Annotated in this window: 12 protein-coding genes; 6 read left to right on the forward strand and 6 right to left on the reverse strand. The window is 74.3% G+C overall.

The features are described 5' to 3' along the window. Positions 1 to 5: 5 nt before the first annotated feature. Both MCM47_RS08245 and MCM47_RS08250 read right to left on the reverse strand, forming a co-directional pair. Positions 6 to 1,268, reverse strand: coding sequence for an FAD-dependent oxidoreductase (locus MCM47_RS08245; protein WP_238860058.1), 1,263 nt, complete (start codon positions 1,266 to 1,268; stop codon positions 6 to 8). 244 nt (positions 1,269 to 1,512) lie between these two features. Continuing rightward, complete coding sequence (locus MCM47_RS08250; protein WP_238859879.1) at positions 1,513 to 1,731, reverse strand: DUF6480 family protein; 219 nt, start codon at positions 1,729 to 1,731, stop codon at positions 1,513 to 1,515. Between the two features lie 278 nt (positions 1,732 to 2,009). Between MCM47_RS08250 and MCM47_RS08255 the strand changes: the two genes are divergently transcribed. Together MCM47_RS08255 and MCM47_RS08260 are read left to right on the forward strand one after the other, a co-directional pair. Next, positions 2,010 to 2,219 (forward strand): hypothetical protein, encoded by a 210-nt coding sequence (locus MCM47_RS08255; protein ID WP_238859882.1) that lies wholly within the window; start codon positions 2,010 to 2,012, stop codon positions 2,217 to 2,219. Beyond that, positions 2,216 to 3,730, forward strand: coding sequence for a cryptochrome/photolyase family protein (locus MCM47_RS08260; protein WP_238859884.1), 1,515 nt, complete (start codon positions 2,216 to 2,218; stop codon positions 3,728 to 3,730). Before MCM47_RS08255 ends, MCM47_RS08260 begins: the two co-directional genes overlap by 4 nt. A gap of 240 nt (positions 3,731 to 3,970) precedes the next feature. Here the strand turns inward: MCM47_RS08260 and MCM47_RS08265 are convergent, their stop codons facing one another. Continuing rightward, the gene (locus tag MCM47_RS08265) at positions 3,971 to 4,609 is read right to left on the reverse strand and encodes a carbonic anhydrase (RefSeq protein ID WP_238859886.1); all 639 of its coding nucleotides are present in this window, start codon (positions 4,607 to 4,609) and stop codon (positions 3,971 to 3,973) included. 289 nt (positions 4,610 to 4,898) lie between these two features. Between MCM47_RS08265 and MCM47_RS08270 the strand changes: the two genes are divergently transcribed. From MCM47_RS08270 to dmpI, 3 genes are all read left to right on the forward strand, one after another. Beyond that, on the forward strand, positions 4,899 to 6,266 hold the full coding sequence (locus MCM47_RS08270; protein ID WP_238859888.1) for an MFS transporter: 1,368 nt from the start codon (positions 4,899 to 4,901) through the stop codon (positions 6,264 to 6,266). Positions 6,267 to 6,885: 619 nt separating this feature from the next. Continuing rightward, on the forward strand, positions 6,886 to 7,782 hold the full coding sequence (locus tag MCM47_RS08275) for a LysR family transcriptional regulator (protein ID WP_238859890.1): 897 nt from the start codon (positions 6,886 to 6,888) through the stop codon (positions 7,780 to 7,782). A gap of 111 nt (positions 7,783 to 7,893) precedes the next feature. Next, entirely contained in the window at positions 7,894 to 8,076 is a 183-nt protein-coding gene (gene dmpI / locus MCM47_RS08280; RefSeq protein WP_238859892.1) for a 4-oxalocrotonate tautomerase DmpI, read from the forward strand. A gap of 382 nt (positions 8,077 to 8,458) precedes the next feature. On the opposite strand, the gene MCM47_RS08285 is transcribed toward dmpI, so the two are convergent. After that, positions 8,459 to 8,755, reverse strand: coding sequence for a hypothetical protein (locus MCM47_RS08285; protein WP_238859894.1), 297 nt, complete (start codon positions 8,753 to 8,755; stop codon positions 8,459 to 8,461). Positions 8,756 to 9,015: 260 nt separating this feature from the next. Continuing rightward, positions 9,016 to 10,248 (reverse strand): alpha/beta hydrolase, encoded by a 1,233-nt coding sequence (locus MCM47_RS08290; RefSeq protein ID WP_238859896.1) that lies wholly within the window; start codon positions 10,246 to 10,248, stop codon positions 9,016 to 9,018. 104 nt (positions 10,249 to 10,352) lie between these two features. Here MCM47_RS08290 and MCM47_RS08295 point away from each other — a divergent pair, with 104 nt between their 5' ends. Next, positions 10,353 to 11,381, forward strand: a complete 1,029-nt coding sequence (locus MCM47_RS08295; protein ID WP_238859898.1) for a helix-turn-helix transcriptional regulator — start codon at positions 10,353 to 10,355, stop codon at positions 11,379 to 11,381. Here the strand turns inward: MCM47_RS08295 and MCM47_RS08300 are convergent. Beyond that, positions 11,368 to 12,012: a dihydrofolate reductase family protein gene (locus MCM47_RS08300; RefSeq protein WP_238859899.1), complete on the reverse strand. Its 645-nt coding sequence runs from the start codon at positions 12,010 to 12,012 to the stop codon at positions 11,368 to 11,370. The two genes, MCM47_RS08295 and MCM47_RS08300, sit on opposite strands and share 14 nt — an antisense overlap. Positions 12,013 to 12,470 lie beyond the last annotated feature (458 nt).

A 12,470-nucleotide genomic window follows, 5' to 3' on the forward strand; every position in this document is an offset into this window, starting at 1 on the left:
GACGGTCACGGCGCGGCCACCCCCAGCAGGGCGCCGGCGGCGTCGAGGCCGGACCGGCAGCCGTCCTCGTGGAAGCCCCAGCCGTGGTAGGCGCCGGCGAACGCCGTCCGGGCGGTGGTGAGTTCGGGGAGCCGGCGCTGCGCGGCGACGGTGCGCGCGGTGTAGATCGGGTGCTCGTAGACGGTGCGCGAGACCACCAGGTGCTCCGGGACGGGGGCGTCCCGGTCCTCGTTGAGGGTGACCAGGTAGTCGTCGGCGGCGTCCAGGCGCAGCAGCCGGTTGAGGTGGTAGCTGACCCGCACCCGGTCCGACGGTGCCTCGCAGTGGGGCATCCGGTAGTTCCACGATCCGCGTGCCGGGCGGGCCGTGGGCAGGACGGAGGCGTCACGGTGGAGCACGGTCGGGTTGCGCGAGTAGGTGAAGGCGCCGAGGACCTCGCGTTCGGTGTCGGTCGGGTCGGCGAGCAGTTGCAGTGCCTGGTCGGCGTGGGTGGCGATCACCACGGCGTCGGCCGCGGTGGAGCGTCCGTCCTGCGTGGCGACGGTGACGCCGTCGGGGTGGCGGCGCACGGCCCGGACCGGGGCGGAGCAGTGGACCGCGGTGAGCCGTTCGGCGATCCTCCGGACGTAGGTGCGGGAGCCGCCGACGACGGTGCGCCAGGTCGGTGAGCCCGTCACGCTCAGCATGCCGTGGTTGTCGAGGAAGGCGAACAGGTAGCGCGCGGGGTAGTCGCCCGCGAGGTCGGGGGCGCAGGACCACACGGCGGAGACCACCGGGGTCATGAAGTGACTGACGAAGTACGGCGAGAAGCCCTCGGCGGCGAGGAAGGCGGACAGGCTGGGGTCGCCGGCCGCCGGGTCGGCGAGCAACCGCCGTGCCCGCCGGTGGAAGCGGGGCACCTCGGCGAGCACCCGGAGGTACCGGCCGCGCACCAGTGCGTCGCGCTTGGCGAACAGGCCGGCAGGCCCCCGTGCACCGGCGTACTCCAGGCCGCAGCCGTCGCAGCGCACCGACATGCTCATCTCGGTCTCCCGGGTGTGGACGCCGAGTTCGGCGAACAGCCGCACCAGGTGCGGGTAGGTCCGCTCGTTGTGCACCAGGAACCCGGTGTCGAGGGCGAGCTCTCGCCCGCCCGGGTCGGTCACCCGCTGGGTGTGGGCGTGGCCGCCGAGCCGGGAGTCGGCCTCGAACAGTTCGACCTCCACCCCGGACCGGGACAGCTCGTACGCCGCGGTGAGGCCTGCCACGCCGGATCCGACGACCGCCACCCGGCGCGGACGGCCGGTGCCGGGCGCGGTGACGGTCGGGGGGGTGGAGCTGGTGTCGAACACGGTCACGAGAAGCCCTCCCGGCGGGGCCCGTGGTGGCCCCCGTAGTCGTTTCACGCAACCTTCGGAACCGGGCCGCTCGCGGATTGGCGCGAGTTTCCGGCGGGGGATCCCGGCTGCCGCTCCCGGGGGCCGTCGTCCCGCGCCCGCGCCCGCGCTCGGGTAGCGCGGTCGGCCGACGGGGTCACCACCCCGCGATCCTCCCCACCGCGAAGCCGACGCAGCACACGACCAGGACGGTGATGACCAGCAGGGGAATCCAGCCGGGCCATGCCGTGTGCAGCTCGACCGACTCCGGAGTGGAGATTCCCGCACAGGTGGAGGCCTCGCACTCGGGCGTCTCCGTCGGCGGACGTACCGGAACGGCTCGCTCGTGCACGGGGGCCTGTCGGTCCAGTGTCATGACGTCCTCCCGCAGTGGTGGTTCGGAGGGTTTCGGGGGCTCCGGGGTTCCGTGGCCCGATGCGGAGTCACGGTCCCACGGTGCAGCGCTGCACCGGACGGGGACACTTGGATCGTTTGTGCAGCGTCCTCCTCCGAGGGCCGTGGTCCCGCGCCCGAAGCGATGCGGCACCGATGCGAGTGTCGCCGTCCGCCCTCGTCGACGGAACCTTGGCGTTGGGGCCCGTACCTCGGTCCCCCGACCGAGCTGCGGCGAACGGAGCGGACTAGGAGCGGACCATGAGACAGCAGAACGAAGTACCCGCCGACCACCGCCTCTCCCGGCTCCCCCGCGCGGGAGCCGGACGGTGCGGTGCGGCACTGCTGGCCTTCGGCGCTCCGGGCCGCGCGGACGGGCTCTCGTCGTCGGCCGCTCGCTCCACCGCCTCGCCTGCTCCGGCACGCGAGGGCCGCCGTCGTCCCGCCGTCCTGCCCGGACGGCCGGTGTGAGCGGCCCGCGCCCGCACTGGGTCTTCGGCGACCAGCTCGGCCCGCACTTCCTCGCCCCGGGCGAGGGCGGCCCGGACGAGGGAGCCCCGGTCGTCATGATCGAGGCGCGGTCGGTGCTGCGGCGGCGCCGGTTCCACCGGGCCAAGGCCCACCTGGTGCTCTCCGCGATGCGCCATGCGGCCGACGCCCTCGGGGACCGCGTGCGTTACGTGCAGGCCGAGACCTACCGGGAGGGCCTGGCCGAGGCGGTGGGGCGGCGTCGGGTGACCGTGTCCCACCCGACCTCGCGGGCGGCGCTCGGCCTGGTGGAGGAGCTGCCCCGCGTCACCGTGCTGCCGCCGCGCGGCTTCCTCGTCCCCTTCGCCGACTTCCGCCGCTGGGCCGGCGCGCCGGGTGGGCGGCGGCTTCTGCTGGAGGACTTCTACCGCCGGGTGCGCCGCGCCGAGCACCTGCTCCTGGAACCCGACGGCTCGCCGACCGGCGGCCGGTGGAACCTCGACCGGGACAACCGCGAGCCGCCGCCCAAGGGGGCGACCACGCTGCCGCTGCCGCCGCCGTTCGAACCGCAGGAGGACGAGATCGACCAGCGGGTGCGGGCCGACCTGGACCGCTGGGAGCGCGCCGGTGAGGTCGCGTTCGTCGGCCGCGACGGCCCGCGTCGCTTCGCCGCGACGCGGGCCGAGGCCGAGCAGGCCCTCGCGCACTTCGTCGAGCACCGCCTGGCCGACTTCGGCCGCTTCGAGGACGCCATGCTCCGCGCCGACCCGTGGATGGCCCACAGCGCCCTCTCCGTCCCGCTCAACCTCGGTCTGCTGGACCCGGGCGAGTGCGTGCGCGCCGCCGAGACCGCCCACCGGGCCGGCCGGGTGCCGCTCAACAGCGCCGAGGGCTTCGTCCGGCAGATCGCGGGCTGGCGCGAGTACGTCTGGCAGCTCTACTGGCACCTCGGCGAGGGCTACCGGGACTCCAACGGCCTCGGCCACCACGAACCGCTCCCGGCCTGGTTCCGCGACCTGGACGCCGGGGCGGTCACCGCCCGCTGCCTCTCCGGCGTCCTGGCGGAGGTCCGGGACCACGGCTGGGTCCACCACATCCCGCGGCTGATGGTGCTCGGCAACTGGGCGCTCCAACACGGCTGGGACCCGCGCGAACTCACCGACTGGTTCCACCGCTGCTTCGTCGACGGCTACGACTGGGTGATGACGGCCAACGTCATCGGCATGTCCCAGTACGCGGACGGCGGGCTCGTCACCACCAAGCCGTACGCCGCCGGCGGTGCCTACCTGCACCGGATGGGCGACCACTGCGGACCGTGCCGCTACCGGCCCACCGAACGCCTCGGCCCGCAGGCCTGCCCGTTCACCACGGGCTACTGGGCGTTCGTCCACCGCCACCGGGAGCTGCTCGCCGCCAACCACCGCACCTCGCGGGCCGTCGCCGGCCTGCGCCGCCTGTCCGGGGTGCCCGAACTCCTCGCCGCCGAGCGCGACCGCGGCCAGTCACCGCCCTGAGCCGGCCGGCGCGGCCACCCCCCGGGGCGCGACACCGGGTTGCCGGCCGCGCGGTGGCGTTGCGCCGCTGCTCCCGGCCTCGCTGATGCCACCTCACTCGGCCGTGGCCGCCCGCAGGCCGGGCTTCACCGACGTGGGGGTTCCGCCGAGCGAGCCGGGGTGGCGCCGTCCAACCCCGGCCCACACGGCAGCCGTACGGGGCGGGCGCCGCTCCTGCCCGTGGGCCGGGTTACGAACGGGTCAGGCGGGGGAGCCGACGGGAAGGTCGAGCCCGCGGGCGGTGACCAGGCGGGCGGTGCCGTCGGCCAGCCGGTACGAGAGGCCGACCACGGCGGTGTGACCCGCGTCGACGGCACCGGCGAGAGCCCGGGAACGATCGAGGAGGAGGTCGACGGTGTGCTGTATGTGGGTGTCGATGAAATCGGCCTCCTCGGTGTGGCCGGCGGCGCGGGACGCCAGGACGCTGGGGGTGACGCGCTCGATCACGTCCCGCACGTAGCCGGTGGCGGTGGTGCCGTCCTGGACGGCGGCGCGGGTGGCGGCGACCGCGCCGCAGGAGTCGTGGCCGAGGACGACCACCAGCGGGCTGCCGAGCACGTCGACGCCGTACTCGATGCTGCCGAGCACCTCCGGTCCCACGACGTGGCCGGCGGTGCGGACCACGAAGAGGTCGCCCAGCCCGCGGTCGAAGATGATCTCGGCGGCGAGGCGGGAGTCCGAGCAGCCGAACAGGACCGCGAACGGACTCTGGGCCGGGGCGGTGGCGGCGCGGCGGGCGGCGTCCTGGTTGGGGTGCTCGGGGGTGCCCGCGGTGAAGCGCCGGTTGCCGGCCAGCAGTGTCTCGAGCGCGGTGCGGACGGTCATTCGATCACTGGTCATGGGCGCAGCCTACGACGCGCGGCCGCGGTACGGGCCACCGGTACCGGCTGACGGGGGAGGGGCGCCCCTTCCCGCCGTTCCCGCCGGTGCCGGGGGCTGCGGCCGCTCGGGCGGCCCCGGACCGCGTCCGCGGTTCGGGAGGGGCGAGCCCGCGCCCGTGTCCGCGCCCGTGCCCGCCCGCGTGCCGCGCTCGGGCCGCGCCCGACGTATTTCCTTCAACATGTGCGTACGCGTGCACATGTGGGCTAGCCTGAAGGGGTCACCTCCCTCCGAGCCGGGATACGTCCGCATGGTCGCCGTTCTGCGCAACCGCACGTACCGCCACCTCTTCACCGCCCAGGTCGTGGCGCTGGTCGGCACCGGGCTGGCGACCGTCGCACTGAGCCTGCTCGCCTACCGCATCGCCGGCGACGGAGCCTCGGCCGTTCTGGGAACCGCACTGGCGATCAAGATGATCGCCTACGTCGGGATCGCCCCCGTGCTCGGCGCGGTGGCCGACCGGATACCCCGGCGGGCGGTGATGGTCGCGATGGACCTCACACGCGCCGTGGTCGCGCTCGCCCTGCCCTTCGTCGACCAGGTGTGGCAGGTCTACGTCCTGATCTTCCTGCTGCAGTCCGCCTCGGCGGCGTTCACCCCGACCTTCCAGGCCACCATCCCCGAGGTCCTCCCGGCCGAGCGCGACTACACCCAGGCGCTGTCCATGACCAGGATCGCCTACGACCTGGAGAGCCTGTTCAGCCCGGCGCTCGCCGCCGCCCTGCTGACGGTGGTCACGTACAACTGGCTGTTCATCGGGACGGCGGCGGGCTTCCTCGCCTCGGCCGCCCTCGTCGTCTCCGCCGTGCTCCCCAGGCCGAAGCCCGTCGAGCGGCCGGGCGGGCTCCACCACAAGGCCGCGTTCGGCACCCGTCTGTACTGGGCCACGCCGCGGCTGCGCGCCCTGCTCGCGCTGGACCTCGTCGTGGCGGCGGCCGGCGCCGTCGTCTTCGTCAACACGGTCGTGATCGTGCAGGGGCACTTCCACAAGCCGCCCGGCTTCGTCTCGCTGGCCCTGGGCGCGTACGGCGTGGGCTCCATCCTCGCCGCCCTCCTCCTGCCCGCGGTGCTGCGCAGGCTGGGGGACCGGTCGGTCATGCTGCCCGCCGCCTTCACGCTGCCCGGGGTGCTCGCCGCCGTCGCCGCCGTCACCTCGGCCGGCCCGGACGGCTGGTCCTGGGCCGCGCTCCTGGTGTCCTGGGCCGCGATCGGCGCCGCCTGCTCCGCAGTCCTCACGCCGGCCGGGCGCGTCATCCGCCGCTCGGCCGGCGACGCCGACCTGCCCGCCGCCTTCGCCGCGCAGTTCTCGCTGTCGCACAGCTGCTGGCTGGTCACCTATCCGCTCGCGGGATGGCTGGCCGCGGGCGCCGGCCTGGCGGTCACCGCCATCGTCCTCGGCGTCGTCGCGCTGGCGGCGGTCGTCGGCGCGACCGTCCTCTGGCCCCGGCAGGACCCCGCGACCCTCGGCCACGTCCACCACGACCTGCCGGACGACCACCCCCACCTCGCGGACGCCCGCCGGACCGGCGACGGCTGGTCGCACGGCCACGACTTCGTCATCGACGCCCTGCACGCGCGCTGGCCACGCCCGGTGGAACGCGCGGCCGGCCGGGTCTGACCGGGGCGGCGGGGGCGGCATCGGGGATGATGTGCGGCACGATGAGCGCCGTGCCCGACCTCGCCGACCCCGCCGCTCCGCTGCCCTCCCGGGCGCGGACCGGGCGTCGCGCGCTCCCCGCCGGCCGGGCGGCGCTGTACGGGGGTGGGGGCGGACGCCGCGTCCGCCAGACACCGCGTCCGCCCCGCACCCGCGCGACGGAGAGCGACCCGGGCCGTCGCGTTCCGCCTCGGCGGACGACGAGCCCCCGCAGCGGTGCGCCGTTGGTGGACGGCGAGGTCGGGAGGCGCGGTCGTCACCCTGCCGGCCCCGGTGCCGTGAGGAACGGTACGCGTCGGCGGCCCTCCGCATGCCCGCCGATGCGCAGGGGGGTGCTCCGGCTGCCCGGTGGCCGCGGTGGCTGATCCCGCCGTCCAGGAGCAGACCCGCGAACCCGGCCGACCTCCGCCGTGGACCTCACCGCCGAGCTGGCGCCCGGGCTCCCGCCCCAGCACGCATCCGAGCACGCACCCGCCGGGCGCGGCCACGCCCCTGCGACCCCGGGCGGCAGGGGGGGCGTCGGCGGCTTGCGCCCGGCCTGCGACCATGGCCCCGACGCCTTACCGAGCAGGGGGACCGCATGGAGCTACGACAACTGCGCTGCTTCGTCGCCGTCGCAGAGGAGCTGCACTTCGGCCGGGCCGCCGAGAGGCTACTGCTCGGCCAGCCCGCGGTGAGCCAGCAGGTCCGCCGTCTGGAGCGGGAGTTGAAGGTCGAACTGTTCGACCGCTCGCCCCGGTACGTCCGGCTGACCCCGGCCGGGGAGCGCTTCCTGCCCGCGGCCAGGGGAGTACTGGCGGCCGAGGACGCCGCCCGCGCCCTCGCCGCGGATCTGGCCGCGCCCACCGTGCTCCGGCTCGGCACCGTCACCGGGCTCGGCGAGAAGCTCGACCTGATCCTGGACACCTACCAGCGACGGGCCCCCGACGTGCTCGTCGAACTCCACGCCGCCCCGGTGCGGGACCGGCTCGCCCGGCTGTCGGACGGCCGCCTGGACGCCGCCTTCGTGCGCGGTGCCCCCGCGGACGGCGGCGGCGATCTCCGCTTCCTGCCCGTCTGGCAGGACGAGCTGGTGCTCGCGCTACCCGCCCGGCACGCCCTCGCCGACCAGGCCGAGGTCGACCTCGCGGAACTCGCCGCCCTCCCGCTCCGGCTGACCGAACGCCGCAATCACCCGGCGCTGGTGGACCTGGTGATGGACGCCTGCGCACACGCGGGCTTCCGGCCGGTCCTCGGCCCGGCCCACACCACCCTCCAGGACACCCTCGCCGCGATCGGCACCGGAATACCGATGTGGACGGTGGTGTACGCCGCCAACGCCCGGATGACGAACACCCCCCGGATCGCCTTCCGGCCGTGCCGGACTCCCCTGGCGCTGCCCACCTCGATCGCCATGCGCCGCTCCGCCCCGCTCCCTCGGCTGCTCCTGCAGGCCTGCCGCCAGGCGGCCCCCACCTCGGTCGATCAGGATTCGTGATCGCTGCCGGAGCGAATCGGGTCTGGGTCACGGACGGCCCGATCGGGTGGACTGTTCCTGGCCGGAACACCCGGCGGAGAAACCAGAGAAGAACCAGGTCAGGAGCCGAAGATGCCGATCGTCACCATCCAGCAGGGGCCGCGCGGGGTCGAGCAGAAGCGCGAGTTGGTCGAGAAGGTCACCGAGGCCTTCATGGCGGTGCTGGAGGTGCCCGCCGAGAGCGTGTTCGTCTGGATCCAGGAGTACCCGGCGGAGAGCTGGGGTGTGGCCGGGAAGCTCACCGCGGACCGGTAGCCGGCGCATCGGGACTGCCGAGGCGGCCACTGCGATTCGACCACCCCCCGCCCGGCACCGGGTCCGGCGCGCCGCGGCGTGACGGGAACCCGATCACCGGGTGGGTGGCCGAACCGCCGGCCGCACCGTTGGCCGCACCGTTGCCCCGGGCGCGACGTGGCGCGACCCCGGGGCCGGTCGCCCCGGGGTTGGGAGGCCGCGTCCGACCACTGGTCGTTCCGTGCGCGGATCGGCGGGCCACGGCACGATCGGACCGCCGGAACGAAGGTTCGAGGGTCCGTGGAGTCGAGGATCCGCGGAGTACTGCGCGAAACGGCGGCGCGTGCAGGGTCCCGGGCCGGAGCACCGAGAGGCCACGACGAATCCGGCGGGTCCTCGGGAATCAGGTGCCGGAGTTGTCGACGAATCCCACGATTTCGAGGAATTCGATTCTGGGCGGGACGCCGTAGATCCCCGTCACTTTGTCGACGATCTCTTCCGTGAAGAAGGAGCGGGCCTTCTCCTCGTCGTCCCACACGTAGAAGTTCCTTGCCTGACGGCCGTCTTCGTCCAGCATGAAGCTCTTGAAGCGAAGGCCGGCCATGCCTTCGAACGGTACGCGGAGTTCGCCGGCGATCTCTGCGACAGTTGAACGGTCGAACTTGTCGGTCTGCGTGAACGTCACGAGCACGCCGATCATCGGGCCTCCTGTTGACTGGGTGAGCAACGATCGATCGAGTGATGCTAGCGACGGATCCTATGACACCCCGTCGGAAATTCCGGTCGGTCGGGCCGCGAGTCGGAGAAATGGGCCCGCAGTCGCGATGCGGGCAACGGAGTGCGTCAACACTGGCATGTGCTGACGCTCGCTCGAACGGCGGGCGATGTCGTGCCCGCCGTTCCGACCCGTACCCGCGGCCGTGCCGACCTGACGCGTATCGAGCCGCTGTCGCCCGCCGATCAGTGGCCGGACAGGTGCCGTGCGAAGAACCTGCGGACCGTGCGGCGGACCAGGGGGACCGCTACGGTCGGCTCGACGGTGCCGATCAGCACGTTCCTCTCCGCGGCCGTCATCAACCCGGCTGCCTGGAGCCGTGGGAGCATCGCCGCGAGGTCGGTGAAGACCCAGTGGTCGGCGTCGGCCACTCGCGCGCTGCGGACCCACCGGTCGGAGAGCGCGGCGACGGCCGACCAGGAGCGGTCCAGTTCCTCTCGCCGGTCGAACCGCTCGCTGCCGAGCAGAAGCAGGGGCCGGTCGACCCCGCCCGTCGTGACCGGGAACGGTTGGGCGGCGGCACCGGGCGCGGAGGGAGGGTGGTCCAGATAGCCCTCCAGGTTGATCCCGGCGCGTACCCGCCGGTCCTCGTACATCACCTCGGTCACGGCACTGCCGCCGGCGGAGTGTCCGTACACGCCGAGGCGGCGCAGGTCGAGCGTCTCGGCGAGACCGTGCGGCAGGGGCAGGTCGGCCGCGTGCCCGAGCCGGTCGAGGACGCAGCGCAGGTCGGCGATCCGCGCGTCGATCATCGTGCGGGCCACCGCCGGCTGGTCCCGCGGGTCGCCGCGGAACACGGTCGTCCGCACGGTGTCCGTCCGGTACGGCTTGACATCCGGGAACTCCACCGCTGCGGCGTCGCCGGGGTGGTCGACCGACACGACGACCGCGCCGTGACTCGCCAGGTCCTCGGCCAGGGACGTCCCCAGACCGCGCGGATCGCCGCCGCCCGGGCTGTGCACCAGCACCGGCCATCGACCCGGCAGCGGCGGCGCGCCCTCGAACGCGTGGGACCGGGTGGCACCCCAGTCCACGCCCGCAGCGGGAAGGTGGAGCGGCGTGAGCGGGGTGATCCGTCCGAACCAGGTCGCGGCCTGCGGCGGCATCTGCGGAGCCGGGGCGAGGCCGGTGACGTCGCGGGCCGGGTAGAAGACCGTCAGCATGAGCTCCCGCACCGGGATCGCGGGATCCCAGGGGTCCCGCCGGGAGTCGTCGACGAGGTACACCGGCTGGCATCCCACCCGGTGACGGCCGGTGGGCCTGGGTAGGGCGAGCGCGACGTCACCCGGCGCCTGGGCCGGGGCGCCGGCCCGGGAGCCGGCGTGGGCGCGGCCACCGGCCCCGACCGACAGCGCGGCGGAGCCCGCCAGGAAGGACTTGGCGACGGTACGTCGGCTCATCAGGAAGTCGTAGGTCATACCGCGCATGCTGTCCCGCCCGGACCGACGCGCACGATCGTTTAGGTTTGAGGCTCAGGGATGGTGCCCCGCCACACTGATGGGGCTGACACACAGGGGGCGCCGTGCTCCGGATCCACTTCACGCCGGACGACTTCGCCCGGGTCGGCCTCGCGCCCCGGCCGGCGCCGCTCCAGGAACTCAACGTGGCACTGATGCTGATGTGCCGCCAGGACGGCGAGCTCCTCCACGGCTCCTGGCGGAGAAGGGCGTTGCGCGCGCTGCCGAAGGCGGCCCTCCCGCTCGCGGACCTCGTCCCGGCCGGCCTGGCACCGAGCTTCCTGGACGTCCTGGCGGATTCCCTCCCGGACGCCCTGGAGCAGGTCCGCTCGGCCCCGGCCGGGCTGGTCGGTGCCGAACTGGAACGGGTCTACGCACCCGCGCGCACGCCCGCCCCGGCGTGGATCCACGAACTGCACCGGGGCGCTCCCGAGGCGTGGCGCTTGATCCGTCGTGCGCAGCACGCAGCGTTCGAGGTGCTGCTCGGCCCGGTCTGGGCGCAGGTGCAGGACCTGCACCACGCGGAGTTCGTGCGCCGGGCCGTGCAACTCGCCGAAGGCGGCGTCGGCTCGGTGCTGGCCGGGCTGCTGCCCGGCGCCCGGCTGCACGGAGGCGTCTGGGAGCTCCCGGGCAGGCCGCGGGAGGTCCGTCTCGACGGGCGCGGGCTGCTCCTCCTGCCCACCTTCCACTGGACCGGCGGACCGCTGGTGTCCGACCTGCCCGACCGCCCGGTCGCCGTCACGTACCCGTCGGGCGCCGGCTCCTTGCCGCAGCCCGACGGCTCCGCCGGTCCACAGGCGCTGGGCAAGGTGATCGGGCACACCCGCGTCGAGCTGCTGCACCTGCTGGCCGGGGAGCGCACCACGACCGAGCTCGCCCGACGGCTCTGCGTCAGCGCCGCCACGGTCTCGGCTCACACCGCGGCCCTTCGAGGCGCCGGACTGATCTCCACTTCACGTGCCGGCAAGGCGGTTCTGCACCGGCGCACCGCGCTCGGCAGCCTGTTGCTACGGCAGGACGCCCGGGACGGCAGGCCGACAGCCGGCTCCTCCGGTCCGGGCGCGGCTGCCGCCCGTGACCTCAGACGCGCGTGAAGGTCACGTGCGTCACCCCGCTCGGGCTGGTCACCGCCTCGGTGCGGAACCGCTCCTCGATTCCTTCCAGTCCGTCCCACAGACGCTCGCCGCGCCCGAGGAGGATCGGCACCACGACGACGTGCAGGTGGTCGACCAGATCGGCGGCCAGGAAGGCGCGTACGGTGCGGGGCCCGCCGCCGATCCGGACGTCGAGGCCGCCGGCGGCCGCCCGGGCCTGGCGGAGCGCCTCCTCGGGGGAGGCGTCGACGAAGTGGAAGGTGGTGCCGCCCGCCATCTCCACCGAGGGCCGCGGATGGTGGGTCAGCACGAAGACCGGGGTGTGGAAGACCGGATCCGGCCCCCACCAGCCGTTCCAGTCGTGGTTCTCCCAAGGGCCGCGCTGGGGGCCGAACTTGTTGCGCCCCATGATCTCCGCACCGATGCCGTCGCCCCAGCCGCGGGCCATCGCGTCGTCCACGCCGGTGTCGCCGCCCTCCTTCCCCTGCATCCGGTGGAACGTCCTGGTGCCGAAGAACCAGCGGTGGAGGCGGTCGCCGGCGTGCCCGAACGGGGCCTCCAGGCTCTGCCCCTCGCCGGTCCCGTAACCGTCGAGCGAGACCGAGAAGTTGTGGACGCGGACCAGGGACACGGAAGACCTCCGGCGTTCGGCGCTCCGGCGGGCGGGCCGCACCGGCCGGAGTCCGAGGCTAACCCGCGTCCACCGGGCTGCCCGGTGACCGACGCGCCCACGGCCCGGGTCGGGCGGGGGAACACGGGCGGCGGCGCTCGTCCTCCGAGCCGATCCGGCCGGCTGCCGTCATGTCGGGTGCATGCGGGGCCCGCGATCGTGGCTGTCGGTCACCGCGGTCCGGACGGACGCGCGGGCCCTTCCCTGGAACGGCTGCCCACGGACGGTCGGGCCGCGCGCGGCTTCCCGTCTGACGATCCATCAGCTGTCCGCTGGGTGGGTTTGTGAAGTCGGCCCTGGTCAAAGGTGGTTGGTCAATTCTTTATCCGGATCCCTCTTCCGGTGGCGGTGGTGAACTGGGAGAGTCGCCCACCACGCGCCCGGGCGCCCCGGGGCGGTGACCGGCCCGGAGCGTTGGC

It is taken from the genome of Kitasatospora sp. A2-31 (genome assembly GCF_022288725.1).
Taxonomy (GTDB): domain Bacteria; phylum Actinomycetota; class Actinomycetes; order Streptomycetales; family Streptomycetaceae; genus Kitasatospora.

Excerpts from the sequence above, each read along its gene's own strand:
- MCM47_RS08250 (WP_238859879.1), bottom strand. The coding sequence starts at position 1,731 with ATGACACTGGACCGACAGGCCCCCGTGCACGAGCGAGCCGTTCCGGTA.
- dmpI (WP_238859892.1), top strand. The coding sequence starts at position 7,894 with ATGCCGATCGTCACCATCCAGCAGGGGCCGCGCGGGGTCGAGCAGAAG.
- MCM47_RS08275 (WP_238859890.1), top strand. The coding sequence starts at position 6,886 with ATGGAGCTACGACAACTGCGCTGCTTCGTCGCCGTCGCAGAGGAGCTG.
- MCM47_RS08265 (WP_238859886.1), bottom strand. The coding sequence starts at position 4,609 with ATGACCAGTGATCGAATGACCGTCCGCACCGCGCTCGAGACACTGCTG.
- MCM47_RS08270 (WP_238859888.1), top strand. The coding sequence starts at position 4,899 with ATGGTCGCCGTTCTGCGCAACCGCACGTACCGCCACCTCTTCACCGCC.
- MCM47_RS08255 (WP_238859882.1), top strand. The coding sequence starts at position 2,010 with ATGAGACAGCAGAACGAAGTACCCGCCGACCACCGCCTCTCCCGGCTC.
- MCM47_RS08290 (WP_238859896.1), bottom strand. The coding sequence starts at position 10,248 with ATGACCTACGACTTCCTGATGAGCCGACGTACCGTCGCCAAGTCCTTC.
- MCM47_RS08285 (WP_238859894.1), bottom strand. The coding sequence starts at position 8,755 with ATGATCGGCGTGCTCGTGACGTTCACGCAGACCGACAAGTTCGACCGT.